This window comes from Microbacterium sp. LjRoot205 (assembly GCF_056175745.1).
The window spans coordinates 49,620-72,044 of sequence record NZ_JBGFFH010000010.1; the positions used below are offsets into that span (position 1 = coordinate 49,620).

Annotated in this window: 34 protein-coding genes; 19 read left to right on the forward strand and 15 right to left on the reverse strand. The window is 65.8% G+C overall.

Annotated elements, in window-relative coordinates; genetic code table 11:
* Window positions 1-57: 57 nt before the first annotated feature.
* From AC04ME_RS17170 to AC04ME_RS17215, 10 genes are read right to left on the reverse strand one after another with little or no spacing between them, the layout of a single operon-like run.
* A complete protein-coding gene (locus AC04ME_RS17170) occupies window positions 58-468 on the reverse strand; it encodes a hypothetical protein (RefSeq protein ID WP_475436202.1) in 411 nt (136 codons plus the stop codon).
* Window positions 465-899: a TadE family protein gene (locus AC04ME_RS17175; RefSeq protein ID WP_475436203.1), complete on the reverse strand. Its 435-nt coding sequence runs from the start codon at window positions 897-899 to the stop codon at window positions 465-467. Before AC04ME_RS17175 ends, AC04ME_RS17170 begins: the two co-directional genes overlap by 4 nt.
* Window positions 889-1,299 carry a TadE/TadG family type IV pilus assembly protein gene (locus AC04ME_RS17180; protein WP_042536523.1) on the reverse strand — a complete coding sequence of 137 codons (411 nt, stop codon included), beginning with the start codon at window positions 1,297-1,299 and terminating at the stop codon, window positions 889-891. Before AC04ME_RS17180 ends, AC04ME_RS17175 begins: the two co-directional genes overlap by 11 nt.
* A 12-nt stretch (window positions 1,300-1,311) precedes the next feature.
* Window positions 1,312-1,524 (reverse strand): hypothetical protein, encoded by a 213-nt coding sequence (locus AC04ME_RS17185; protein WP_056373351.1) that lies wholly within the window; start codon window positions 1,522-1,524, stop codon window positions 1,312-1,314.
* Window positions 1,525-1,543: 19 nt separating this feature from the next.
* Window positions 1,544-2,482 carry a type II secretion system F family protein gene (locus AC04ME_RS17190; RefSeq protein WP_056373353.1) on the reverse strand — a complete coding sequence of 313 codons (939 nt, stop codon included), beginning with the start codon at window positions 2,480-2,482 and terminating at the stop codon, window positions 1,544-1,546.
* The gene (locus AC04ME_RS17195) at window positions 2,479-3,336 is read right to left on the reverse strand and encodes a type II secretion system F family protein (protein WP_475436205.1); all 858 of its coding nucleotides are present in this window, start codon (window positions 3,334-3,336) and stop codon (window positions 2,479-2,481) included. Before AC04ME_RS17195 ends, AC04ME_RS17190 begins: the two co-directional genes overlap by 4 nt.
* The gene (locus AC04ME_RS17200; protein WP_475436206.1) at window positions 3,333-4,064 is read right to left on the reverse strand and encodes a CpaF family protein; all 732 of its coding nucleotides are present in this window, start codon (window positions 4,062-4,064) and stop codon (window positions 3,333-3,335) included. The genes AC04ME_RS17195 and AC04ME_RS17200 overlap by 4 nt, the downstream gene beginning before the upstream one ends.
* Window positions 4,065-4,067: 3 nt before the next feature.
* Entirely contained in the window at window positions 4,068-5,540 is a 1,473-nt protein-coding gene (locus AC04ME_RS17205) for a recombinase family protein (protein WP_475436208.1), read from the reverse strand.
* Window positions 5,537-5,992, reverse strand: a complete 456-nt coding sequence (locus AC04ME_RS17210; RefSeq protein WP_475436210.1) for an ImmA/IrrE family metallo-endopeptidase — start codon at window positions 5,990-5,992, stop codon at window positions 5,537-5,539. Before AC04ME_RS17210 ends, AC04ME_RS17205 begins: the two co-directional genes overlap by 4 nt.
* Window positions 5,989-6,327, reverse strand: coding sequence for a hypothetical protein (locus AC04ME_RS17215; RefSeq protein ID WP_475436212.1), 339 nt, complete (start codon window positions 6,325-6,327; stop codon window positions 5,989-5,991). Before AC04ME_RS17215 ends, AC04ME_RS17210 begins: the two co-directional genes overlap by 4 nt.
* A gap of 142 nt (window positions 6,328-6,469) precedes the next feature.
* Here AC04ME_RS17215 and AC04ME_RS17220 point away from each other — a divergent pair, with 142 nt between their 5' ends.
* From AC04ME_RS17220 to AC04ME_RS17250, 7 genes are all read left to right on the forward strand, one after another.
* Entirely contained in the window at window positions 6,470-6,679 is a 210-nt protein-coding gene (locus tag AC04ME_RS17220; protein WP_475436213.1) for a hypothetical protein, read from the forward strand.
* A 347-nt stretch (window positions 6,680-7,026) separates the two neighbouring features.
* Window positions 7,027-7,275, forward strand: a complete 249-nt coding sequence (locus AC04ME_RS17225) for a hypothetical protein (protein ID WP_475436214.1) — start codon at window positions 7,027-7,029, stop codon at window positions 7,273-7,275.
* Entirely contained in the window at window positions 7,272-7,442 is a 171-nt protein-coding gene (locus AC04ME_RS17230) for a hypothetical protein (protein ID WP_475436216.1), read from the forward strand. Before AC04ME_RS17225 ends, AC04ME_RS17230 begins: the two co-directional genes overlap by 4 nt.
* Window positions 7,439-7,591, forward strand: coding sequence for a hypothetical protein (locus tag AC04ME_RS17235; protein ID WP_475436218.1), 153 nt, complete (start codon window positions 7,439-7,441; stop codon window positions 7,589-7,591). Before AC04ME_RS17230 ends, AC04ME_RS17235 begins: the two co-directional genes overlap by 4 nt.
* Window positions 7,588-8,520, forward strand: coding sequence for a YqaJ viral recombinase family nuclease (locus AC04ME_RS17240; RefSeq protein ID WP_475436220.1), 933 nt, complete (start codon window positions 7,588-7,590; stop codon window positions 8,518-8,520). Before AC04ME_RS17235 ends, AC04ME_RS17240 begins: the two co-directional genes overlap by 4 nt.
* A complete protein-coding gene (locus AC04ME_RS17245) occupies window positions 8,517-9,341 on the forward strand; it encodes a recombinase RecT (protein WP_475436222.1) in 825 nt (274 codons plus the stop codon). Before AC04ME_RS17240 ends, AC04ME_RS17245 begins: the two co-directional genes overlap by 4 nt.
* Window positions 9,338-10,087 (forward strand): BRO family protein, encoded by a 750-nt coding sequence (locus AC04ME_RS17250; protein ID WP_475436224.1) that lies wholly within the window; start codon window positions 9,338-9,340, stop codon window positions 10,085-10,087. The genes AC04ME_RS17245 and AC04ME_RS17250 overlap by 4 nt, the downstream gene beginning before the upstream one ends.
* 5 nt (window positions 10,088-10,092) lie before the next feature.
* On the opposite strand, the gene AC04ME_RS17255 is transcribed toward AC04ME_RS17250, so the two are convergent.
* Window positions 10,093-10,596 carry a hypothetical protein gene (locus AC04ME_RS17255; protein ID WP_475436226.1) on the reverse strand — a complete coding sequence of 168 codons (504 nt, stop codon included), beginning with the start codon at window positions 10,594-10,596 and terminating at the stop codon, window positions 10,093-10,095.
* Between the two features lie 26 nt (window positions 10,597-10,622).
* Between AC04ME_RS17255 and AC04ME_RS17260 the strand changes: the two genes are divergently transcribed.
* From AC04ME_RS17260 to AC04ME_RS17295, 8 genes are all read left to right on the forward strand, one after another.
* A complete protein-coding gene (locus AC04ME_RS17260; RefSeq protein ID WP_475436228.1) occupies window positions 10,623-11,702 on the forward strand; it encodes a hypothetical protein in 1,080 nt (359 codons plus the stop codon).
* A complete protein-coding gene (locus tag AC04ME_RS17265; RefSeq protein ID WP_475436230.1) occupies window positions 11,699-12,001 on the forward strand; it encodes a hypothetical protein in 303 nt (100 codons plus the stop codon). The genes AC04ME_RS17260 and AC04ME_RS17265 overlap by 4 nt, the downstream gene beginning before the upstream one ends.
* The gene (locus AC04ME_RS17270; protein WP_475436233.1) at window positions 11,998-12,255 is read left to right on the forward strand and encodes a hypothetical protein; all 258 of its coding nucleotides are present in this window, start codon (window positions 11,998-12,000) and stop codon (window positions 12,253-12,255) included. The genes AC04ME_RS17265 and AC04ME_RS17270 overlap by 4 nt, the downstream gene beginning before the upstream one ends.
* 160 nt (window positions 12,256-12,415) lie before the next feature.
* On the forward strand, window positions 12,416-12,814 hold the full coding sequence (locus tag AC04ME_RS17275; protein ID WP_475436235.1) for a hypothetical protein: 399 nt from the start codon (window positions 12,416-12,418) through the stop codon (window positions 12,812-12,814).
* Window positions 12,811-13,524 (forward strand): hypothetical protein, encoded by a 714-nt coding sequence (locus AC04ME_RS17280; protein WP_475436236.1) that lies wholly within the window; start codon window positions 12,811-12,813, stop codon window positions 13,522-13,524. Before AC04ME_RS17275 ends, AC04ME_RS17280 begins: the two co-directional genes overlap by 4 nt.
* A complete protein-coding gene (locus AC04ME_RS17285) occupies window positions 13,524-13,886 on the forward strand; it encodes a hypothetical protein (RefSeq protein WP_475436238.1) in 363 nt (120 codons plus the stop codon). Before AC04ME_RS17280 ends, AC04ME_RS17285 begins: the two co-directional genes overlap by 1 nt.
* Window positions 13,883-14,143: a hypothetical protein gene (locus AC04ME_RS17290; RefSeq protein WP_475436240.1), complete on the forward strand. Its 261-nt coding sequence runs from the start codon at window positions 13,883-13,885 to the stop codon at window positions 14,141-14,143. The genes AC04ME_RS17285 and AC04ME_RS17290 overlap by 4 nt, the downstream gene beginning before the upstream one ends.
* A complete protein-coding gene (locus tag AC04ME_RS17295; RefSeq protein ID WP_475436242.1) occupies window positions 14,143-14,637 on the forward strand; it encodes a single-stranded DNA-binding protein in 495 nt (164 codons plus the stop codon). Before AC04ME_RS17290 ends, AC04ME_RS17295 begins: the two co-directional genes overlap by 1 nt.
* Window positions 14,638-14,661: 24 nt before the next feature.
* On the opposite strand, the gene AC04ME_RS17300 is transcribed toward AC04ME_RS17295, so the two are convergent.
* Entirely contained in the window at window positions 14,662-15,207 is a 546-nt protein-coding gene (locus AC04ME_RS17300) for a hypothetical protein (RefSeq protein WP_475436245.1), read from the reverse strand.
* A gap of 147 nt (window positions 15,208-15,354) precedes the next feature.
* Here AC04ME_RS17300 and AC04ME_RS17305 point away from each other — a divergent pair, with 147 nt between their 5' ends.
* On the forward strand, window positions 15,355-16,065 hold the full coding sequence (locus AC04ME_RS17305; RefSeq protein ID WP_475436246.1) for a hypothetical protein: 711 nt from the start codon (window positions 15,355-15,357) through the stop codon (window positions 16,063-16,065).
* Window positions 16,066-16,106: 41 nt separating this feature from the next.
* Here AC04ME_RS17305 and AC04ME_RS17310 read toward each other — a convergent pair whose 3' ends face one another.
* Both AC04ME_RS17310 and AC04ME_RS17315 read right to left on the reverse strand, forming a co-directional pair.
* A complete protein-coding gene (locus AC04ME_RS17310; protein WP_475436248.1) occupies window positions 16,107-16,796 on the reverse strand; it encodes a hypothetical protein in 690 nt (229 codons plus the stop codon).
* 664 nt (window positions 16,797-17,460) lie between these two features.
* Window positions 17,461-17,988, reverse strand: coding sequence for a hypothetical protein (locus AC04ME_RS17315; protein ID WP_475436250.1), 528 nt, complete (start codon window positions 17,986-17,988; stop codon window positions 17,461-17,463).
* A 311-nt stretch (window positions 17,989-18,299) separates the two neighbouring features.
* Here AC04ME_RS17315 and AC04ME_RS17320 point away from each other — a divergent pair, with 311 nt between their 5' ends.
* The 3 genes from AC04ME_RS17320 to AC04ME_RS17330 are packed head-to-tail and all read left to right on the forward strand — an operon-like array spanning window position 18,300 to window position 21,706.
* Window positions 18,300-18,806 carry a hypothetical protein gene (locus AC04ME_RS17320; protein WP_475436252.1) on the forward strand — a complete coding sequence of 169 codons (507 nt, stop codon included), beginning with the start codon at window positions 18,300-18,302 and terminating at the stop codon, window positions 18,804-18,806.
* A complete protein-coding gene (locus AC04ME_RS17325) occupies window positions 18,793-20,109 on the forward strand; it encodes a PBSX family phage terminase large subunit (RefSeq protein ID WP_475436253.1) in 1,317 nt (438 codons plus the stop codon). The genes AC04ME_RS17320 and AC04ME_RS17325 overlap by 14 nt, the downstream gene beginning before the upstream one ends.
* A gap of 19 nt (window positions 20,110-20,128) precedes the next feature.
* Window positions 20,129-21,706, forward strand: a complete 1,578-nt coding sequence (locus AC04ME_RS17330; RefSeq protein WP_475436255.1) for a hypothetical protein — start codon at window positions 20,129-20,131, stop codon at window positions 21,704-21,706.
* 19 nt (window positions 21,707-21,725) lie between these two features.
* On the opposite strand, the gene AC04ME_RS17335 is transcribed toward AC04ME_RS17330, so the two are convergent.
* Window positions 21,726-22,409 carry a hypothetical protein gene (locus tag AC04ME_RS17335; protein WP_475436256.1) on the reverse strand — a complete coding sequence of 228 codons (684 nt, stop codon included), beginning with the start codon at window positions 22,407-22,409 and terminating at the stop codon, window positions 21,726-21,728.
* Window positions 22,410-22,425: the final 16 nt, after the last annotated feature.

Sequence of the window (22,425 nt, forward strand, 5' to 3'; positions counted from 1 at the left end):
GTCACGATGGGCCGGTGTCGCGAAGGGCCGATGTCGCGACGGGCCGGTCCGTCCCGATCAACGCAGAGCCGTGCGGCTCGTCGCCGTCGCCTCCAGTCGCACTCCGTCCGGAACGAACAGCGACGCGAGCGGCGGACTCCACATGGTGGCGACGGTCACCCGCGAGGAGCGGCCGTCGGGGCTCGACGCCGATTCCAGAGTCACCGCCGCCGGGAGTGCTGCGAGCAGCGCCTCGACCTGATCTCTGACGCCCTGATCGGTGAGATCCGCGTGTGCAGCCTCGCCGTCGAGCGCCAGGGTGAATCCGTCCGCTCCGGCGAGCGCTGCCGCGTCGGCGATCGCATCGAGCCTCTTCTGCGAGATGTACAGGTCCGTCGCGCACACGCTCATGAAGATGAGGGCGACTGCGAGCAGCGCATAGCCGAGGGTCAGGAGCAGCACGCTTCCGTCGTCGCCCGCCTGCTTCACCCGTCACCCCACAGACGGGACATCTTCTGCACCGCCGCCCCCTCGACATCGATCGATGCAGCCTCGTCCACTCCGAAGATCGTCGGCACGAGGGGCAGGGACACCGACGTCGCGACCGTCACGGTCACGGTCGCGCCCGCCGACGGACATGCCACCTCGATGGGTGCGCAGGTCACCGACACCTCGATGGATTCCGCATCGAGGCCGTACTGATCGGAGATGCTCGCGATCACCTGCTCGCTCCGCATGGCTGCCGTCCCGGCATCAGGCGCGAGGGCGATCGCCCGTGCCGTGTGCCGTGCGGCGGCCTCGACACCCAGCGTCTGCTCCTGGACAGCCCCCAGCGCGATGATCAGATACACGAGCGGCACGAGCAGAACGACGCCGACGGCGATGAACTCGAGGGCGGCCGAGCCGTCGTCATCCGTCATCGAACGACTCCTCCGGTGCATGCGCCTGCACCTCCAGTGCGAGCGGCACACCGAGGAGACCGATCACGGGAAGTGTGGTGCGGATGCGAACCTCGATCGTCGGCTGAGCGAGTGACATCGAACGGACGACAGTCACATCCTCGGCGTAGGTTTCGCCGACAGCGCGGGTGATGACCTCCCGTGCACGCTCGGCTCCCTGCTCTGTGCTCGTGTCCGCCAGAGCGGCGTGATAGGCCCCGTCGACCGCCGCGTCGTGCACGACGTTGCGGACGTAGACGGCGAGCGCGAGTTGCATCACGGCAAGGGTGAGCAGGGTGAGCAGCGTTCCCGCGAGCACGAACTCGACCGGGCTCGATCCGCGGTCGTCCGTGAAAGAGGGCCGTGATGATGTGACCGGCATCGAGATAGCCCCTCAGAGTCCCGACACACGCTGGATGGCCTGCTCGAACAGCGCACTGAGCGCAGGTCCGGCCACCGCCCAGATCAGCACCACGAGGCCTGCCGTCATCAGTGTCACCAGCACCCAGCCAGGCACGTCTCCGGATTCGTCGTCGAGGAGATTCTTGGCGGGAGCATGAGAGAGGCAGGTCGCGAAGCGCGCCCTGTGAGGTCGAGGAGTGTTCATGTCGTCCTTTCTTGATCGCTCAGCCGATGCCGAGACGCAGAATGAAGAGGCCCGGATAGATGGCGAAGAGAACGGAGAGCGGAAGGATCAGGAACACGAGCGGGAGGAGCATCAGGATCTCCTTGCGTCCGGCCTGTTCGATGAGGACACGCTTGGCATCCTCGCGTGCGTCGCCGGCCTGCGCGTGCAGGACGGCCGAGAGCGGGGCACCGTGCTCGAGAGCGGCGATCACCTGGTCGATGGCGCGTGAGAGCCCTGGAAGCTGCAGCCGCACGGCCATCTCGGTGAGGGCGTCGGCGAGCGGTGAACCTGTGCCCACGGCGAGAACCACACGACGGAACTCGCCGGTGAGCTCTCCGGATCCGACCGCGGCCACCCGGCGCAGGGAGTCAAGGAACCCCTCCCCTGCCGACAGGCACAGAGCGAGGAACTCGAGGGTCGTCGGCAGCTCGTCGGTCAGTCGAGCTCGACGAGACGAGACTCGTGCCGTGAGCTGCATGTCGTACCCGAATCCCCCGGCGGCTCCCAGAATGCCGGGCAGCAGCGCGATCGGCGGACTCATGCGGCCCGCGAGGGCGAGGCCGATGACGGCGATCGCACCGGTCACGACGCCTGCCAGCACCCAGCCGAGCTGACGCCCGCGGAAGGCGCCCTGTTCCAGGGGGAGCCCGGCCTGCTCGATCCTGCGACGCAGAGTTTCTCCCCCGCCGAGAAGGCGCTCGAAGATCGCCCGCGATCGCAGCCACACCGTCCGGTCGCCCGCCGAGAGCACTCCGACTCGCGGGAGTGCGCCGTCAGGTAGGTCGTCATCAGAGACCACGTCTCGCACGTACGAGGCGATCCGCTGTGAGAGGGGCGATGCTGACCAGTGCGGCATGGCGGCGAGGAGGCAGAGCACGCCCGACCCGAGCGCGACGCCGCCGAGAATCGCGATCGCGACCGCGGAGACCGGGTTCACCCGAACCACCTCCCCGGCTCGGGCAGACGACCGATGTGGATCATGATGCGGTACGCGGTCACCGACACGGCAGCACCGAGGAAGATCACCAGCATCCCCTCCGCGGTGCCGCAGGCAGCAGCGCCCTCGGGGCGCAGCACCAGCAGACAGAGGATCACCCAGGGCGCCACGGCGCCGAGCACGGCCGCGCCGCGGATCCATGACTGCCGGGCCTCGACCTCGCCGCGCAGCACAGCGTCTGCGCGAACCGACGACGACAGCGCGCGCAGCACGCCGGTGAGCTCGGTTCCCCCGACCTGTCTTGCCATGCGCAGCGTCTCGATGATCCGGTCGGCGATGGGATCGGCCAGCGCGGACTTCAGTCGATCGAGGCTCGTCTCGAATCGACCGGTGGCGCGCAGATCCCTGGCGAACACGATGAAGGCGGGCCGGATCATCGACGGCGACGACTCGGCCAGGCTCGCGACGGCATCAGGCAGCGACAGTCCCACGCGGATGGAGGCGATCAGGAGATCGCAGACGTCGGGCCAGAGTTGTCGCCGCTGTTTGCGCAGCCGCATCCGCCGCGATCGTACGAACACGATCGGTGCCACCGCTGCAGCCGCGCCTGCCAACCCGGCCAGGAGGGGAATCGCCGTGAGGAGCCAGACGAGGGACGCTGCGGCGAGCGCGACCGTCGCCATCACCGACAGAAGTGTGCGCGGGCTGACGGCGGCGAGACCACCCTCTTCGAGCAACCGAGAAAGATGGCCGCGGCGTCTGACCTTCTCTTCCTCCGGACGTGGAGGCCACAGCCATGGCGACGTGCACAACAGCACGCCGGCGGCGAGCATCGCTCCGAGCAGCACCGTCATGGGGTGCCTCCGACCCTCATCAGCTCGCCGCGTCGCCATGCCGTCCCGGCAGCGACGGCGGGCCCGCCACGGGTGTAGACCTCTCTCGCGACGATCCGACCGTCGATCACCTCGCCGGTGGGCGCGATGACCTCCTCCACCCGTCGGACCCCGTCGTCGCCGCGTACGCAGTGCACGACCAGATCGACGGCTCCCGCGAGTGCAGGCACGATGAACGATCGGTCGATGTTCCGTCCGGCGAGGAGCGGCAGCAGTGTGAGCTTGTCGAGCGCCTCGGCGGCGGAGTTCGCGTGCACGGTCGCTGCTCCCGGCACACCGGTGTTCAGTGCGAGGACGAGGTCGAGCGCCTCCGCGTCTCTGACCTCACCCACCACGAGGCGATCGGGCCGCATCCTGAGCGCCTCTTTCACAAGCCTGCGCAGCGTGATCTCGCCCTTTCCCTCGAGGCTCGCCTGACGGCCCTGCAAGGAGACGACATCGGGCCCCTGCACGGCGAGCTCGAATGTCTCCTCGACGGTGATGATCCGCTGATGGTCGGAGCACGAGGCGAGCAGCGCACCGAGGAACGTGGTCTTGCCCGCATGGGTGGCCCCCGACACGACGACACTCTTGCCCGCACGCATCGCCGCGCGCAGCAGGTCGCCGAGCTCTGCGGTCAGAGCCTCGTTCTCGACCAGCGCGTCGAGGGTGCGAAAGCGCGGCAGGAACTTGCGGATGTTGACGGGCAATAACTAACTGCGGAGCTCCCACCGGGGAATCACGAGTGCGCGCTGCGCCCCTCGGCCGCCACGAATCAGCACAGCGCCGGCGACCTTGAGTAGTGCCTGACGGCGTGCGTATGTCTCAAGCGAGCGCCATGCGCCGCTGAGCGTCGTGGCGACCTCCCTGACGTCGGCTTCGCGCTGAGCGTTGACGAGCTCGAGGGACTTCTGGCGCGATGTCAGGCTGGACCGCTCGGCGTCGAGCTTTCGGATCGTTGCCTGATAGGCGGCTTCGGGTATCGACTTGTCGAGCGCCTGGATCGTCAGCGTCGCCATGCGCTCATCGATGCGCGCCACGCGTCGGTCGATCGCTTCGGCGTCGTTCACGGAACGCACGCGTTTCTTCGTCGTCGCGACGCGGGCGGCGAGCAGCGCATCCGTATCGTCTGCGAGGGTCATCACCCAGTCACCGACTGCGGCCTCCGCGATATCCCCGCTGATGGTGACGACGGCGCGGCCGAGCCCCTTCTGCCGGGTGGCAGTGGTACAGACGTAGCGGTGGTGTGAGTAGTGCATGCGGCCGCCGCAGTCGGCGCAGTAGATGAGTCCGGTCAAAAGGTGGCGCGCTTCGATGGTGCGAGACGGTTCGGAACGTTCGAGGCGGCGCGCCCAGTACGCGGCCCATTCCTCGGCGCTGATCACGCCTTCGTGCGCGCCTGGGTAGTACTTCCACTGTGCCTTCGGGAGACGCTTGTTCTTCCACCCGGGCCTGTGGACGATGAGTCCGGCGCCGAAGCCGCCGTCGAGCATCTGAAAGAGGTTCGTGTTCAGCCACGGGAGGCCCTGAGATGTGAGCACGCCCTCCTCGTTGAGCCACCGGGTGATCCGGCCGGAGCCGTCTCCGCGGATCGCCCGACGGTAGATCTCAGCGAGAATCGGGCCGGTGAAAGGGTCGGGCTCGAAGCGCCCGTCGACGAGCACGTAGCCGAAGCGTTGGTGTCCGCCGTGCGGTAACCCTGCTCGACGGCGGCGCTCGTGCGTTTCCTTCCACTGCTCGCCGATCAGCTCGGATTGGTAGGCGTTCAGCTCGCCGAGCATGCCGCGTGCGAATCTGCCGGATGCTGTCGCGGACTCGATCGGTTCGGTGGCGGAGAGGATCGCGCCGCCGAGCGTGTCGACCCGGTCGAGGGCAATCGCCCACCGGAGGCGCTGGCGGCCTACGCGAGAGAAGCGCCAGACGAGGATGGCCTCGTACTCCCCTGCTTCCATTCGCGCGATTGACTCGTCGAGGCGCGGCCACCATGCCGACTTGCGATCTGAACCCGACTCGTCGATGCCCTCGACCCAGTCGACGATCTCGACCCCGTTCGCGTCGGCGCACTGCTGGATCGCGGTTCGCTGCATCTCGGGCGAGGTCATGCCCTCGCGCTCCTTGGAGACGCGGATCATGCCGATGCCGCGCCGTCGGGGGCTTGGAGCATCGGCTCCGCGGAGCGCTCTCATACGTGAGCCTCGACCTTATGCGCCCACTGTCCGACGCCCATCCTGGGCGCGACATAAATGGTGTCGCCGAAGCGCTGCAGGATGCGCTGGTAGGCGCGCACGATGTCGTCGATGACCTCGAGATCTTGCGCCATGAGTGCGACGTTGCTTTCGCGAAGGTGCTCGACCTCGCGGTAGTCGTCGAGGTCTATCAGCCGGAGTGCCGCCCACTCGTCGGCTCGCCGCTCCTGCTTGGCATTCACCGGACCAAACTTGGACGGAATATCACCCCAGACGGCGTGGCACAGCTCGTGCGCGAACACCGATCGCAGAAGACGCCGCGACATGCCCTCCTGCAGGCGGATCGTGTTGGTCTTCGCGTTGTAGTCCCCGTCGCGTCCCAGGTGAGCGAGGTCCGCAAAGATGACTGTCACCCCAAGCATGGCGGCGATCTGATACAGCGTGGACGTCACTCCATGTCCTCCCCCCGGTCGCTGGCGCGCGGACGCGCGGCCAGGTCATAGCTCTCCTGATCTTCCTGGGGGGCGGGGACATCGGCCTTGAGCTGCGCGCGCCGGTAGATCTCCGTGAGGTCGATGCCGGCGACGGTCGCGAGGTGGTCGGAGACGTCGAGGACGAAGTCGAGGGAGACCCGCGCCGTCCGATCCTTCCCGGTGGGCGTCAGGTGCCGGTACAGCGTCTTGTAGGACATTCCGAGCGCCTCAGCCGCGAGCTCGAGCGTCCCGTAGTGACCGAGGAGTGCGAGGCGCAGCTGAGCGCGGATAGCGTCGGCAAGTTCTTTTCCCATAACGGAAAGACTAGTACCCATTTATGGGAACGCAATGCTACGAAACGGGAAACTTGTAGAGATCCCACTTCCCAATTGTGAGAAACATAGAACATCCGTTCTTAACTCGCACTTCCCAAAAGTGGGAACTAATGTTCTGGTTATGGGAAACAGCGAACTGGCGGTGAACAACATCACCCGCCTCATTGAACAGCAGGAACGGTCGGTCGCCTGGCTGTCACGAGTCACCGGAATTCCGTACAAGCGACTCCTCGCAGAGCTCAAGCACAAGACCAAGCCGATGTCGCTCGACACGGCACTGGCAGCGGCTGCTGCTCTCGGCGAGGAGCTTCCGGCACTGGTGGCGGCATGACGCGAGACGAGTGTCTGGCCGAGCTGGCCGACTACCTCATCGAAGTCGCGACAGCCGACGACTCCGTGCCCGCCGCGGCCTGAACCAAACGGAAACGCCCCCGCTGGAACGAGGGCGCTTCACGAAATGAAAGGAGCACTCGAGATGCTCACCAAGATCCTACCTTCTGAGGCTGTTCCGCGTCCTGCGGTAAGCCACATCGCAAACCAGTCGACCGTGGGGGTCGACTCGCCGGCTGGGGATTCCGGCACGGCCGACCTGGGCTCCACTGGGGCGGCAGCCCAGGTCGCATCCCCCCTCCACACCCTCCGCGACCACCTCCTCAAGATCGCTCGCGGGAGCCGATCGTGAGCATCAGCGCGGTACGGGATCTACCGATCGAGCTCCCGGACTACCTCGGCGACGCGACGCGCGTCAAGGAGGACCGCGCCGAGTTCAACCCGCGCCGGTTCGACGCAGCGATCCTCGAAACCGACTGCCCGGAGTGTGGCCGCCACGTCGGCGCACTGGTCATCGACGGGCCCGATCCCGTGTTCGTCGATGTCGCGTGCCCTCATGGCGACTGCGGGCACCGGTGGACGGAACGCATCCAGTGATCGCCGTCCAGCTCGCCTCGTTCTTCCTCGCGGTCGAGTGTCTCGTCCTCCTGTTCATCACCCCGCGCGGGCTCGCCTCGAGCATCCTCGCAATCCTCCTCCTCATCTTCATCCTCATTTTCAGCTGGACCGTCCGAGCCAGCGACGACGAAGGAACTCCGACATGACTGTTGATTCCGCCCGTAACCGACTCTCCGCCGCCCGCTCCGCCGTGATCCGCGCCGAGGAAGCACTGACCGCCGCCATTCGCCGCCGCGACGAGGCCGAGGAAGCGCTGTACCGCGCCGAAGAGGAAGACCTCGGAGGTGCAGCGTGAGCTTCACCGTCGTCGACGTCCAGCCTGACACCCCCGAGTGGGAGCAGGAGCGCCGCAACAGCATCGGAGCATCCGAGCTTGCCGCCGTGATGAACCTCTCGCCGTACGCGACCCCCAGGGACGTGTGGAAGCACAAGAAGGGCATCGACCGCCCGTTCGATGAGCTGCTGTCGTTCATCGGTCACGAGTCCGAGCACATCATCGAGAAGTGGGTGCACCAGTTCTCGGGCGTCGACGTCATCCTGCAGCCGGCGTTCATGGCCCGCTCGGTGGAGTACCCCTTCATCCACGCCTCGTTCGATCGCCTCAGTGACGACCCGTTCACGACGTGGCAGTTCAAGACCGCGCACCACTACACAGGCCACAAGTGGGACGACGGGATCCCCACCGACATTCGGGTCCAGGTGCAGGGCGAGATGCTCGTCGCTGGCACCCGCCGTGCGGCAGTCGTCGTGTGGATCGGTGGCCGCGAGTTCCGCCTGTTCTGGGAGGACCGTGACGACCGGTTCATCCGCGAGCACCTGATCCCCGCCGCCGAAGACCTGTGGATACGCGTGCAGAACGACGACGCTCCCCCGCCTTCGACGATCGCTGAGGTCAACGCGATCACGACCGTTGACCGGGCCGTGGACCTGTCCGAGACAGCACTCGAGACGTTCGAGCGCATCACCGTCCTGAACAGCGACATCAWGGCGCAGGAGGAGGAGCGCGACGCTCTCAAGGTCGCCCTCGCACAGTACGTCGGCTCAGCCGACACCCTCACCCACGAGGGCCGGAAGGTCGGCACGTGGAAGCAGCAGAAGGGCCGGGTCGGGTTCGACCGCGAGGGCTTCACCCTCGATCACCCGCACCTCGCTGCCCAGTACACCCGCACCGGAGAACCGTTCCGCGTTCTCCGTGCCACGAAGCCGAAGGAGCAGAGCAAGTGAGCACCGACCTGTCTACAGCCGCCGCAGCGGCGAAGTCTCAGCCAACGATGAAGGATCTCGTCGAGGCACAGCTACCCGCGGTCGAACGTCAGCTCGGCGGAGCAATGAACTCGGCCGCGTTCGTCCGCGCCGTGCTGTCAGAGATCGGGAAGTCCCCGGACCTGATGCAGGCCGACCCGAAGACGCTCCTCGGCGGGGTCATGCTCGCCGCGCAGCTGCGCCTCGAGATCGGCTCTGGCCTCGGCGAGTTCTACCTCACCCCGAGGAAGGAGCGCGGACGTCAGATCTGCCTCCCGATTATCGGCTACCAGGGCATGATCAAGCTCGCTCTCCGATCCGAGTTCGTGACGAACGTGCAGGCGTTCCTCGTCCGCAAGGGCGACGACTTCTCGTACGGCGGCAATTCCGAGCGCGGCATGTTCTACGACTGGACGCCCCAGGACTTCGAGGAGACCCGCGACTGGATCGGTGTCGTCGCGACCGCCCGGATGAAGACCGGCGGCACGACGTGGGTGTACCTCACCCGCTCGCAGGTCATGGACCGCCGCCCGTCGTACTGGCAGTCGACACCGTGGAAGACCAACGAAGACGAGATGGTCAAGAAGACCGCCGTCCGCGCGCTGGCGAAGTTCCTCCCGAAGTCGACCGACCTCGGCCGCGCGCTCGAAGCCGACGAGGCGAAGGTGCAGACCCTCAAGGGCCTCGACGAGGTCGAGGTCACGCGCGTCGAGGAAGACCCCGAGACGCTCGTCGTCCAGGAGCAGTCCCCGATGTCGCGCACGCCTGAGGAGCAGGCCGAGGACACCGGAGGTCAGCGATGAACGGCCTCGAGGTGTTCCAGTACGCCGACCAGCAGGTTCGCACGTTCGAGATCGACGGCGAGCCGTGGTTCGTCCTCGCCGACATCTGCGCTGTGCTCGATATCGCCAACCCGCGCAACGTCGCAGCCCGCCTCGACGAGGACGAGAAGGGTGTCCGCCCGCTGGACACCCCCGGCGGCATCCAGTCCGCCACCATCGTCAACGAGTCGGGCATGTACCAGGTCGTGCTGCGGTCGGACAAGCCGGAAGCGAAGCAGTTCCGGTGGTGGGTGACGCACGAGGTGCTCCCGAGCATCCGCCGCACCGGCTCTTACGCCGTCGAGACCCCCGAGCAGCTGATGTCGCGCGCGCTCGTCACCGCTCAGGGCATCATCGCGGCGAAGGATCAGCAGGTCGCCGAGCTGATGCCTCGCGCTGAGGCGTGGGACGAGCTCRCATCCGCCGTGGGCGATTACTCAGTCGCCGATGCCGCGAAGATCCTCGCCCGCGCCGGGGTGAAGACGGGCCCGCAGCGGCTGTTCGATCAGCTCGCCGGCATCCGGTGGGTTCACCGCGCGCACGACGGCAAGTGGCGGGCATACGCCACCGCCGTCGACAGCGGGTATCTCACCGAGAAGCCGCAGTCGCACTACCACCCGCGCACGAGCGAACTCATCCTCGACGCCCCTCAGGTGCGAGTCACCGTCCGCGGGCTCGAGCGACTCCGCCAGCGCCTCGGATCAATCGAGACGGGCGCTGCTGCATGAACCTCTCACAGCCACACCGTCTGGGTGTACTCGCGCTTGCCTGCGCGTTCCGCGGTGATGGATCGTTCAACCCACGTGATCTTCACAGCAGTGGGAGCGGAGTTCGCAAAGCTTCGACTAACGGAGGCGGGAACCGACGCCCCGGGCGCGACATCAACGGGAAGAGAGATCGCGAAGTCCAGGGCGGGGATCGGGTCGCCCGTGATGTCAGAGACATCCGTAATGCGGGCGACCGTGGCCTTCGAGACGTTAACGAACTCGAACTTGTTCGGCGTGCCCTTCTTCCCATGTCCGGTGATCACCTTCGACCAGGTGACGTGTTCTTCGGCAGTCCGAATGGCCACCGACAGCGCGTACAGGGCCGCAAAGCCGCCGAGCATGCCGCCGATTCCTCCGAGCCAGGCGGGCACGGTGTCACGCCAATCAGTGGAAGCGAACAAGACCGCGAGCCCGAACAGAACGACCACAATGATCGCAGCGCCGATCACAAAGCTTTTGCCGAGATTCATGCCCGCACTCTATCGGGGGTGACCCGATGACCGGCAAGCCGCAGGTCTGCACTCAGGAGGGATGCGGGGGCCGCACCGTCGCTCGGCGCCTCTGCCGTCGCCACTATCAGGCTGCGTGGAAGGCCGGCGATCTCGGGCAGCATGTGAAGCTCCCGCCGCGCGAGAAGGCGCCCATACGTTGCCCTGAGGCGCACAAGCACGCGGTCGCGTCGACATGTTTCATTCAGCACCAGTGCCGCTGCACGCCGTGCGTCGAGGCGCACAACGCCCGCGAGCGGAACCGGAAGAAGCAGAAGGCTTACGGGCGCTACGACTCTGGTCTCGTCGATGTCGCACCGGTGCGCGAGCATATGCTCGCACTCGGCGAGTTCGGGATCGGCTACAAGCGGGTCGCGATGCTCGCGGGTGTCGGCATAACCCCGGCGCGGAACATCATCTGGGGGCGCCAGGATCCGGGCCCGCGTCACGGTGAGATGCTCAAGCGCGTCAAGCGGGAGACCGCCGAGAGGATCCTCGCGGTGCAGCCCGTGTTCGAGAACCTCGCGCCCGGTCAGAAGGTGCCGGCGACCGGCACGCATCGGCGGCTGCAGGCGCTCGTCGTCGCCGGGTGGTCTCAGGCAAAGCTCGCCACCCGCATGAGCCTCGGAACCGACGAGCTGACCACCCTCCTGCGCCGCGATCAGGTGTTGGTTTCCACGCACCTCGCCGCGCGGGATCTCTTCGAGCAGCTCTGGTGTCAGGAGCCGCCCCACGAGTCCTGGCCCGACAAGGTCGCATACTCCCGGTCGAAGAACTTCGCGAAGGCTCGCCGGTGGCTTCCGGCCCTCGCATGGGACGACATCGACACCGATGTCGAGCCTCCCGTCCCTGACGAAGACGACGGCATCGATGAGACCGCCGTCGTCCTTGCTCTGCAGGGGGAACCCGTCCGGCTGACCCCGCTGGAGCGTCGCGAGTGCGTCATCCGCTTGCACCGTGAGCGGTGGTCGGACGGGCGGATCGCAGAGACGATCGGATGCGCGTCGAAAACCGTCGAACGGATCCGTGAGGAGCTGGGGCTCGAGGCCTTCGACCAGACCGAGCTACGAGCGCGAGGTGCGGCATGAGCATCATCAGCGAGGCGTTCAACGCGTGGCGCGAGTGCCGCGCCGAGTACAACGACACCCTCTGCTCGCAGTACGAGGCGGCGGAGGAGGCGACCCGCGGCGCGATGCTGAACGCTCGCGGCAGGGAGAAGGGCATCGACCCGTTCTCGCTGTTCATGGGGAACGAGACGCGCGCTCTGGCGTACGCCTCGGAGGAGCTCGTCGAGCACTGGGCCTCGCATCCGCGGATCACTTTCGAGAAGTTCGAGAAGCAGTGGGCGGCGCAGCGTGAGGCCGAGCTGATCGAGGATGCGGCATGACCGCCGTGCTCGAGGCGAACATCGCCCATGCGCTCACCCAGGTCGAGGAGAAGGTGTGGGTGCCGAACCGTGAGGTGACGCTGGAGCGGCTGCGCATCGTCGAATTGATGCACGAGGGCTGGCCTCAGTGCCGGCTGTGCGGTCAGACAGTGAACCGTCTCGACGCGTTCGGGCTCTGCTCGAAGGTCTCCGCCTCTCATCTGCAGCGCCGCGGGATCCCCGTGCCGAAGAAGAAGGCTGAGGCGCACGCGTGAAGAACCTGCCCCCGGGCGCATCCCCGGAAACCCAGCCGCGCGAGATGCGGAAGCCGTGCCGTCGCCGCTGCTGCTGGACCCCGCTCGGTCACTCGACCGTCCGGGATCACCTACCCGCCACGCATGCGCTCGCATGCCAGTGCCACCGAGAGGAGAAGCGATGAACCGCCGCAAGGGCCAGAACCACCCGCCCGTCGACATGAAGCAGGACGTCATCGCCCGTGATGGGGGTTTCTGCCTCCTCGCGCTCCCTGGGTGTGAGGGAGAGGCGACGACGACCGATCACCGTGCGAACCGCGGCTCGGGCGGCTCCCGTGTGCTGAACGACCCGCGCTGCCTCGTGGCGGCGTGCTGGAAGTGCAACGGCGCGAAGGCCGACGCCGGGGCGATCGTCCTCATGGAGCTCGAGGAGCGGGGCCTGTACGTCCGGAAGGACTCCACGAACGAGAAGACCCTCGAGCGCTGCATCGCGACGCCGGTGGAGTACCTCGACGGCGAACAGCACTATCTCGTCTCCGCGACCGAGCGTCGACACATCAGCGAAGGGAGGCCGTCGTGAGGATCCGCAGCACCAAGCCTGAGTTCTGGCGTTCGGAGCGCGTCGCGTCTGTCGACTGGCACGCGCGGCTCGTCCTCAAGGGCCTCGAGTCGTACGTCGATGACAACGGCGTCGGCAAGGACGATCTCGCTCTGATCTGTGGCGACCTGTTCATGCGTGATCTCGCTCGCGAGCCTTCGCGAACCCTCGCGAGGGTGTCCGAAGGTCTTGCCGAGCTTCACGAGGCCGGGTTGCTCCACCGATACGAGGGTGGCGGCACGTCGCTGCTATTCCTGTCGTTCTGGGAATCCTTCCAGCGGGTCGACAAGCCACAGCCGGGAAGAATGCCCAGGCCGGACGGCACTTTCAACTACAAGGATTCGCTGATCGGTGAGTCTCTCGCGAATGTTCGCGAAGTTTCGCGAAAGGTCGCTCCTGGAACAGGGGAACAGGGGAACAGGGGAACAGAGGAACAGGGGAACAGGGGAGCAGAGCGCGCGAGCGCGCCCCTCTCCCCCTTCTGCTCGAACCACCCCAACGGCACCGACGCCCCCTGCCGTTCCTGCGGCACTGCTCGCACCGCGTACGAGCTCGCACAGAAGGYGGAGAAGTCGAAGCCGACCGCGGAGCCGTTCACCGTCCTCCCCGGCACGATCTGCCTCGACGGGCTGCACACGCTGCTCGCCGACGGCACATGCACCCGCTGCACCTACCGGGCGGAGGTCGCCTGATGGACGGCTACCTGCCCGTGAAGGTGAACGTTCCGCTCGCCGACTACCGACGCCTGAACGCGGAGGCAGTCGCACAGGGCATCGATGTCGCCGATCGCATCGCGCAGATCGTGAAGCTCGAGCCGACGCCCTCCCCCGTCCCGATCACTCGCCGCCGCGGTCCTGGCACCGGTCGACCGTCCGCGTACACGTCCCGTGCTGGCGAGGAGATCGCCACAGATCGGCGGTTCGGGAAGTCGTGGAACGAGATCGGCCGCGGGCTCGGCATCGACGGGCACACGGCGAAGAACTGGCACACGAAGTACATGAACGAAGTCAGAGAACAGAACACGCGCGACCGCGCGGAAAGGAAAGCATCATGAGCACCATCAACGGATTCCCCCGTAGCGAGGTCGCGTATCTGCATCTCAAGCCGGGCCGCTACGCCCGCGATCTGCAGATCGTGAAGCTCGCCAAGTCGAAGGACGCCGCCGTCGAGCCGGGAACGGTGATCGTCAGAGCGAAGATCACCGTTCCACCGGGATTCTTCGACGAAGCGGTGCCGTACGTCGAGATCGAGTTCAAGGCCGGCGAGGCGATCCAGCCGGAGATCGCGGTGGACGTGGAGGGCGAGGACTAATGGCTGGCGAGACCGTCATCACCGTCGTCGGAAACCTGACGGCCGACCCCGAGCTGCGCTACACGCAGAACGGCCTGGCCGTCGCGAACTTCACGATCGCTTCTACGCCCCGGAACTTCGACAAGGCGAAGAACGAGTATGTCGACGGCGAGGCGCTGTTCCTCCGTGCGTCGGTCTGGCGTGAGTTCGCCGAGCATGTCGCCGGGAGCCTCACGAAGGGCATGCGCGTCATGGCGCAGGGCCGACTGCGCCAGCGTTCCTACCAGGACCGCGAGGGCAACCAGCGCACAGCGATCGAGCTGGAGGTCGACGAGATCGGCCCCTCGCTCCGGTACGCGACCGCGCAGGTCACCCGCGCCGCGTCGTCCGGCGGGGCTCAGCGCACGAACGCGGCCCCGGCGGCATCGGAGGAGCCATGGGCAACACCGAGCGCTCAGACGCCCGCTGGCGAATGGTCCACGACGGGAGGCTTCGGCGATGACACACCGTTCTGAGCCCCTCGGAGCGCGTCGATTCTCTCAGCGATCAGTAGCTGGAACGTCCGCGATCCCGATAACAGGTTCGCCTTTCAACACCATCTGCCATTGCCCGAGTTCGATTCGCTCTACCCACGAAGTCGTATCTCGCGGCATATTGCGGGCGAAGTCGTCCGACGAGAGCTGTCGCCGCAGCCACAACTCGATAGCAGTTGCGAGCCAAAGCATCGTCCGGGACGAGTCCTCGAGTGCTTCGTCGTCAGCTTTGTTGGCGATGATGCAAACGAACTTCGCAACTACGACGTCGTGGCGGTCGAGTTGCGCGGCGAAGGCGTTGAGTTCTTGCTCGTATATGGCGTTGGCGTCGTTCAGCGCGCTCATGTCCCGCGCAGCGTACGCACGTCCGACGCGGTTCAGCGCCCGGATTAGCTCGCTTGCCTGCGCTCTAACTCGGTCGGCATCACCGCGCGCTCGTTCCCGTCTCATCGCGATCACAGCGATGAATGTGCTGATCAGAATCGCGGCAACCGGCACGACCACTGACCCAACCCAGTCGAAGGGAAGTTCAACGATGACAGACGACGGCATGGATCGAACTCTAGCGGTGGACGGGGTACAGCGATGACTGTGCTCTGCATCACAACGAAAGGCCTTCCCAGCGTCCGCCCCTGCGTAGAGCTCGACGCGCACCGAGTCACGTGCCCCGATCACCCAGGCTTCCGCGAGAACCTCGGGATGTGCTGGGGCTGCCTGCCCCGCGGCGCCGACCGGGGGTTCCTCTGCACGTACTGCTACGACCGTGTCGTCAACGCGGTTGTCGGCTGGGGCGACTTCCGTGCAGCGCTGAACGCAGCCGAAGGCCGTCTCGTCTCCCCCGACAGCGGTGGCATCAGCGGATCGACACCGGGCGGTTACTCGAACCTGTCGCTCACGTTTCTCGCCCTCGACGAGTGCCTCCGACACCTCAAGAGCCGCGCCGGCCGCACGGTCGACCTGTGGGTGCACGACGAAGAGGGGGCACGCGACGCCGTCATGTTCGCTGTCGCTGCCGAGCGCGCGTACCGGTCCCTCGAGGTCGACTCGAGGGAGAAGCCCGTTGTCCGGGAACGGTGCCCGTCGTGCGACGCCCTGACAATCGCGAACACGCACGAGAAGCGCGGCGCGACCGTCGTGACCTGTTCTTTCTGTGGCGTCGAACGCGCCCGCATTCGCCCCGACATCATCCGCTGGCAGGGCTCGCCGACGTGTGAGCACCGGCTGCACGCCGACTGCGAAGCGCTCGACTGCAAATGCGACTGCCACCTCCTCGGTGAACGGTCACGCCCCAGCGGCGTCCAGGCGCTCTGCGACGGCGACCAGCACCGCCTCAAACCCGACCTCCGCGGCTCCTGGGTCATCCAGGACGCCCACACCATCGAACCCACCCCCGAAAGGACAGCAACATGACCGTTTATGCCGATGCAGACCGAAGTGCTCTTCTGGGGCGGCTACGCAACCACCCCAGAGTCAGCAGAAGCGCCGGAAGTCAACGGATCATTCCCATCGTCGTCAGGCCGCCCCAGGTGCGCACGCACGGCGTCGATAAGTCCTTGGTTCGCCCGGAGGACCAGACGTGGGTCGCGACTACTGAAATCGAGAGCATCGACACGGGTGGCGCGATGCAGGGCCTCAACGAGAGCCTCCGCCGCGATTCGAATGCGGCGCGGCGCGATCATTTGGATGCTTGCGGAAAGCGCGTAGACATTCTCCCACTCGGCCCGCACCCTCGTGCGGCTAGCCTCGAACTCGGGAGCTTCGTCTCGGACACCCTCAACTCGGCTTCGCAGCCACTCCTCTGCTGTGTCACCGCCGAGCAACTCGGCTCGCTGCTGGTCCGTAAGTTGATCAAGCTCCGTTCGAAATATGTTCAGCGATCCCGCCGTAAATCCGCTCTGAAGCGCGTGCTCCATTTCGAGCTTGCGCGCAGCGCTGATGAGGTCAGCAGCGTACTCACGGATATCGCTATCCCAGCGAATTGCTTCAGCCCGCGATTGCTTCCTGTTCTCGAGCAGCCAGTTGAACAAGAACCCGAGCGCCGCACCGATCAGGAGAAAGCTGCCGGCGACCACTGGCACTCCCCACCACGGTGCCGCTGCAGCTTCCGCGACGATAGCGAGTGGAGCAGGTGTCAGAGCCATGGGCACAATCTAATGTGTCTGGCGACAACCACGCGCGGTGACATCTATGCCTGAGCCGAAAGAGTGGGTGTCCGCGAGGGAAGCCGCCCTACTGGTCGGCCGCCACGTGTCCCAGGTGTACCGGTGGATCAACGCCGGGCGCCTCGCAACTCGCATCAACACGGACGGCGTCACTCAGGTGAGGTCCAGGGCCATTCTCCGCATCGAGCCCAGTGTGCGACGGGGCCGGCCGCGCGGAGCCGCCTCGCGGAAGTAGCGCCGTCTATGCCCGGATCGGCTCAAATGTGCCGAGCTCGCGCAGGTTTCCCAAGAGTGTCGAGATCGCCATGTACCGCGTCCCCGACGGGTTCTGGTCGCAGCGCTTGTGCACGAACTCAAACTGAGCGGGCACGTCTCGCTCGGTCAGTTCGAAGACTACGTGATCCGACGGCGACAAGATGGGGCCCGAGCATGCTCCGCAAACGAACTGGTACGACTTCAGTACGTCGCCTGCGAACAGGCTCGGCTCGTCGTCATGAGACACACTCAGAATTCTCGTCATAGCCAGACCTTACCGAGGTGTGTGCATTAATTCGCGAAACCCGCAACGATAGAACGTAGATGGTGGACAAGTCCGCCCAGACCGAAGCCCCGGCCCTCAACAGAGGAACCGGGGCTTCGCATATCAGAGCCGGACCACGAACCGCCGCGGCGCGTCCGACCCTTCTCGCGTGTAGAAGATCGTCATCTTCTCCGGACCACCACCCAGTGACTTGAACGCCAAGAACTCGATCACGTCACCGAGCTCGTACGTGCCATCCGGCTGCCAGCTCCTAATCTTCAGCATCGGCGCGAATCTCTCGGGCTGCACGTCGATGTCAGTCACGTGCAGCACCGTCCGTGACGAGTTCAGCATCCTGTACGCGTCACCCCCGAGGTGAGTCGGCCCTGTCCAGTCCGGCGGCGTCATCTCGAGGATCTTCAGCTTGTTGGCTTCCTCCTGAGCCTCGGCCTGACGGAGGAACGCTGCATTTGCTTCACTAGCGAGACGAGCGCTCTCCTCCGCCGACGCCTTCGCCTCATCCCGCGCCGCACGAGCGTCCTTCAGAGACTCCAGCGCCGCATGAGCCTGCACCCACGTGAAGATCGCCGCAGCACCCCCGACAACGATCGTGATTCCAGCGGCAATGACCGCCCACGAGTTCGCATCCATCACATCACCCGTTCGCCGTCGGCGGTCCGGGATAGTGCCGCAGGTAACCGCAYGCTCCGCACGTCACCCTCGTCCGATCCGTCCGCGCATACCGCGCCGGTTCGTACACCTGCTCGACATCAGTCGACCCGCACTCTTGACACATCACCAGCATCCCCGTTCCGCCCGCGGCATCTTCGCAGCGGGTAACTCAACGGTACGACCCGCTACCGACACATCTCCCGTCCTCTTGTGGATAGCTCTGTGTCGAACACCCCGCGCCCAGAGCGCATCCCGCACAGGGCAAGAGGCCCGAGTCGAGGTGAACACCCATGGCGATCTCCGAATACCAGAAGGCCGAAGTCCTCGCACTCCACGCCGAGGGACTCGCCCGGAACGAGATCGCCCGCCGCGTCCGCATCAGCGCCGGATCCGTCACGAACATCTGCCGCGATGCCGGTCTGACCTTTGACCGGTCAGAGACCAAACAGGCGACCGAGGCTCGTGCCGTGGATCTTGCCGCCGGGCGTATCCGTCTGGCGGAGAAGATGCTCGCCGCGTCCGAGGGCATGCTCGATGTGATCGACGGCCCGTACGAGGTGTACAACTTCGGCGGGAAGGACAACACGTTCGAGTCGCGGGTACTGGATTCGGCCCCGGTCGAGGTGCGTCGGAACATCATCACGACGGCCGGCATCACGTTCGACAAGCTGACCCGCATCGTGGAGAAATCCGACACCGGCCTCGAGCAGGCGCTCGGAGTTCTCGACACTCTCGCGGACGGCCTACAAGCTGCGGCGGCACACATCCGTTCGGAGACACCCAGTGATTCTGAGTGACATCGAGAAGCTGGTGTCGCGGGCTCAGATCCTCAGCATCGTCGATGCGATGGATCGGAAGCTCGCTCTCTGGTTCGGCTCGGTGTCGGCGGGGAAGACTGTCGCTTCGCTGTTCGCGTTCCTGCTCGCCGTGGTGAAGGCCCCGAAGACGGGCATCATCATCATCGCGGGCGGGTCGCTGCAGACGATCTACCAGAACGTGTTCGTGCTGTTCCAGAACACGGCGATCTTCGGCTCGGTGATCTCGTCGCAGATCCAGTACACGCCGGGTGCGACGTCGGCGCGGATTTTCGGCCGGGAGGTGCTGCTCGTCGGTGCGAAGGATGCGAAGGCGGTCGGCCGCATCCAGGGTGCGACGGTGGCGCTCGCGTACGTCGATGAGGCGGCGCTGATGCCTGAGCCGTTCTGGAACATGCTGATCTCGCGCCTCCGCGTTGACGGCGCTCGTCTCCTCGCCACGATGAACCCCGCCTCGCGCAACCACTGGATCCGGAAGAACTGGATCGTCCCCGGCGTCGAGAAGAACCTGATCTCGTTCCACTTCACGATGAAGGACAACCCGAACCTATCGGCCGAGTACATCGCCGACATGGAACGGTCCTTCTCTGGTGTGTTCTACGACCGGATGATCAAGGGCGAGTGGACGAACGCCGAGGGCGCCGTCTACCCGATGTGGGATCCCGACCGTCACGTCATCCCGTGGGCCGAGATGCCTCGCCTGCGCGACGTCATGGGTATCGGCGTGGACTACGGCACGACGAACACGACCGCGGCTCTCATGCTCGGCGTCACCGACGAGACGAAGGTCGACAAGTACGGGCGCACCGTTCCGCACTCTCGCCTCGTGCTGATGGACGAGTGGCGGTACAACCCAAAGGACCACGGCGACCAGCGGCTCACCGACGCCGCCCTGTCGCAGCGGTTCCGCGCATGGCTCCCTGAGGATCACACACCGTACCCGCTCACCATCGCCCCACGGTTCCTGATGCTCGACCCGGCTGCCGCATCCATGCACATGCAGATGCAGCAGGATCTCCGAGGCACGGGCCTCTCCCCCTGGCCTGCGGTGAACGATGTCCTCCCGGGCATCAAGACGATCGCGAACCTCCTCGACAACGACCAGATGATCGTCACCGACCGGTGCGAGGGCTGGAACGCCGAAGTCACCGAGTACCGGTGGGACGCGAAAGCGACCGACGCCGGCGAGGACGTCGTCGTCAAGGAGAACGACCACTCGCTCGACGGCGGCCGGTACATCACCCACTCGACCGAGAACTACTGGCGGCCACAGCTCGCCGCCTGACGCACCCGGAAGGGGAGCCATGCCGATCCCCGACCAGAACACACCGTGGCTGCCCGCCCCGTGGGACTACGCGTACAAGGCGTTCGCTGAGAATGACGCCTGGTACACGGGCGACACCGCCGCTCTCGCGAAGATGTACGGCAACACGGAGAAGACCCGTTCGACGCACGTCCGCAACGGTCAGCCGATGCAGGGTGGCCTCGTCGGTGCCGCTTCCCGCATGTTCTGGGGCCGCCCGGTCCCGACCGGCGAAAACCGTGCGCGCCTGCACGTCCCCGCCCCGGCAGACCTCGCCACTCTCGCGTCGGATCTCGTATTCGCTGAACCGCCCGAGGTGCGCCTCGAGTCCCCCGGCGAGACGAAGCTCCGCCGCGACGGGAAGGCGCAGACGCGCCTCGACCTGATCGCGAACGGTGACGAAGCGCACGCGACGTTCAACCAGATGGGCGAGCTGAAGTCCGCTCTCGGTGCTGTCGCACTCGTGACCCGGTGGGACACGGAAGTCGCCGATCATGTGTGGCTGGAGCCGTCCGCTGCCGACGTCATCATTCCGACGTTCCGCATGGGCCGTCTCGTCGAGTGCACGATGTGGTCCGAGTACGTGAAGGGGTCGGTCTACTACCGGCACCTCGAGCACCACGCCGTCGGCATGATCGAGCACGCCCTGTACGCCGGGTCGGAGAACAATCTCGGCCGCCGGGTGCCGCTCGCCGAGATCCCCGAGACGGAGACCTACGCGGCGATCGTGGATGCGGACTCGCGGATCCACACCAACATCGACCGTCTGACCGCTGTGTACAACAAGAACATGCCGACCGCGGCGTGGCGGAAGAAGGGCGTCCTCGCATCGACGGGACGCTCCGACTTCGCACAGCTGCACTCGCTGTTCGACTGGCTCGACGAGACGTTCTCGTCGTGGATGCGCGACCTGCGTCTCGGCGCCGGCAAGATCCTCGTCCCCGATGCTGCGCTCGACTACGGCGTCGTCGGGCAGGGCGCTTCCTTCGACTCTGGCCGGGAGATGTTTGTCGGCCTGAACATGCCTGGCAAGCCGGGAGAGGTCGCGTTCGACAAGGTGCAGTTCAACATCCGCGTCGACGAGCACGAGAAGACGGCGTTCGGCATCTACCGCGAGATCCTCCGCAAGGCCGGGTTCTCTCAGTCCGCGTGGGGCGACTATGCCGGTGAGCGGCAGCAGACCGCGACTGAGGTCGACGCGAAGGACAAGGCTTCTGAGCGCACCCGGGACAAGAAGATCTTGCAGGAGCGTGTCGCGATCGGGCGTGCCGCCTCGGTGGCGCTGGAGATCGACGGCCTCGTGTTCCCCGGGAAGGGTGGCGGCCGGTTCGACCAGCCGACCGTGATCTTCCCCGACGTGTCCCAGGAAGACCCGGAGAAGCTCGCCCGCACCCTCACTCTGCTCGACACAGCCGCGGCGATCTCGCTCGAGCAGAAGGTCCGACGCGCGAACCCCGACTGGGAAGACGACCAGATCGAAGAGGAGGTCAAGACGATCCGCGCCGAGCGATCCGCGGTGCCAGACCCGGCTGCCTTCGACGGCGACAACTCAGACGACGCGCGGGTTACCTCGGACTAGACCCGAGGCGGAGGCAGAGTCAAGCGCTTTCGGCTGCCGGTGGCGAAACATATGGAAGCGCCTGGGGTGTGCCCTGCCGGAAGAGAATATGGGTGACGATCGCCTCCAAATCACCCCCCAGCATCATGCTCGCAAGGCGATCCCCTCCGTTGGGGCCGGAAGCCATCCCCGCCGGGGCTCCACCGGGACCGACGTAGCGGGGTTTGAATCGATGTCTCGCAATGTCGTATGTTGACCGCCATAGCCACCGCTCGACGTCTAGCTTCCATTGCTCTTGCATCGCCCCGGAACGGACAGCTGGCGCCCACCTGACGAACCAGCGAGACTCATGATTCTGGGTGCGCCAGATCCATCGAATCCATGCCTGAGACAGATCGCGCGAAGTCAAGAGCGCCCTGAAAGACTCGCCGCTTCCGAGGACGGTTGGCGGAATGAAACCCTCGATACGCAGAACATCGGCGCCAATGATGTGAATATCCATGAACTCCCCAGCGCCGCGACCGACGTTTCGGAACTCGACAAGGTGATACTCGTGACCGTCCACCTCATGTGTCCCTATGAAGTCCCAGGAGAATCGAAACAACGGCACCTGTCGACGTAGCGCAATGAATCGGGCGAAACCGGCGATCAACGTGACGAGTGCAACGATCTGAGCGATCGCACTCACTCCAGCCCAGCCGTCCCAACTCAAGAACTTATCCATGGCCAGAGCGTATCGG

Excerpts from the sequence above, each read along its gene's own strand:
- AC04ME_RS17205 (WP_475436208.1), bottom strand. The coding sequence starts at position 5,540 with ATGAGAGCGCTCCGCGGAGCCGATGCTCCAAGCCCCCGACGGCGCGGC.
- AC04ME_RS17270 (WP_475436233.1), top strand. The coding sequence starts at position 11,998 with ATGACCGCCGTGCTCGAGGCGAACATCGCCCATGCGCTCACCCAGGTC.
- AC04ME_RS17310 (WP_475436248.1), bottom strand. The coding sequence starts at position 16,796 with ATGGCTCTGACACCTGCTCCACTCGCTATCGTCGCGGAAGCTGCAGCG.
- AC04ME_RS17275 (WP_475436235.1), top strand. The coding sequence starts at position 12,416 with ATGAACCGCCGCAAGGGCCAGAACCACCCGCCCGTCGACATGAAGCAG.
- AC04ME_RS17175 (WP_475436203.1), bottom strand. The coding sequence starts at position 899 with ATGACGGATGACGACGGCTCGGCCGCCCTCGAGTTCATCGCCGTCGGC.
- AC04ME_RS17255 (WP_475436226.1), bottom strand. The coding sequence starts at position 10,596 with ATGAATCTCGGCAAAAGCTTTGTGATCGGCGCTGCGATCATTGTGGTC.
- AC04ME_RS17335 (WP_475436256.1), bottom strand. The coding sequence starts at position 22,409 with ATGGATAAGTTCTTGAGTTGGGACGGCTGGGCTGGAGTGAGTGCGATC.
- AC04ME_RS17300 (WP_475436245.1), bottom strand. The coding sequence starts at position 15,207 with ATGCCGTCGTCTGTCATCGTTGAACTTCCCTTCGACTGGGTTGGGTCA.
- AC04ME_RS17285 (WP_475436238.1), top strand. The coding sequence starts at position 13,524 with ATGGACGGCTACCTGCCCGTGAAGGTGAACGTTCCGCTCGCCGACTAC.
- AC04ME_RS17290 (WP_475436240.1), top strand. The coding sequence starts at position 13,883 with ATGAGCACCATCAACGGATTCCCCCGTAGCGAGGTCGCGTATCTGCAT.
- AC04ME_RS17265 (WP_475436230.1), top strand. The coding sequence starts at position 11,699 with ATGAGCATCATCAGCGAGGCGTTCAACGCGTGGCGCGAGTGCCGCGCC.
- AC04ME_RS17305 (WP_475436246.1), top strand. The coding sequence starts at position 15,355 with ATGTGCTGGGGCTGCCTGCCCCGCGGCGCCGACCGGGGGTTCCTCTGC.
- AC04ME_RS17315 (WP_475436250.1), bottom strand. The coding sequence starts at position 17,988 with ATGGATGCGAACTCGTGGGCGGTCATTGCCGCTGGAATCACGATCGTT.
- AC04ME_RS17195 (WP_475436205.1), bottom strand. The coding sequence starts at position 3,336 with ATGACGGTGCTGCTCGGAGCGATGCTCGCCGCCGGCGTGCTGTTGTGC.
- AC04ME_RS17185 (WP_056373351.1), bottom strand. The coding sequence starts at position 1,524 with ATGAACACTCCTCGACCTCACAGGGCGCGCTTCGCGACCTGCCTCTCT.
- AC04ME_RS17330 (WP_475436255.1), top strand. The coding sequence starts at position 20,129 with ATGCCGATCCCCGACCAGAACACACCGTGGCTGCCCGCCCCGTGGGAC.
- AC04ME_RS17295 (WP_475436242.1), top strand. The coding sequence starts at position 14,143 with ATGGCTGGCGAGACCGTCATCACCGTCGTCGGAAACCTGACGGCCGAC.
- AC04ME_RS17215 (WP_475436212.1), bottom strand. The coding sequence starts at position 6,327 with ATGGGAAAAGAACTTGCCGACGCTATCCGCGCTCAGCTGCGCCTCGCA.
- AC04ME_RS17235 (WP_475436218.1), top strand. The coding sequence starts at position 7,439 with ATGACTGTTGATTCCGCCCGTAACCGACTCTCCGCCGCCCGCTCCGCC.
- AC04ME_RS17180 (WP_042536523.1), bottom strand. The coding sequence starts at position 1,299 with ATGCCGGTCACATCATCACGGCCCTCTTTCACGGACGACCGCGGATCG.
- AC04ME_RS17260 (WP_475436228.1), top strand. The coding sequence starts at position 10,623 with ATGACCGGCAAGCCGCAGGTCTGCACTCAGGAGGGATGCGGGGGCCGC.
- AC04ME_RS17320 (WP_475436252.1), top strand. The coding sequence starts at position 18,300 with ATGGCGATCTCCGAATACCAGAAGGCCGAAGTCCTCGCACTCCACGCC.
- AC04ME_RS17220 (WP_475436213.1), top strand. The coding sequence starts at position 6,470 with ATGGGAAACAGCGAACTGGCGGTGAACAACATCACCCGCCTCATTGAA.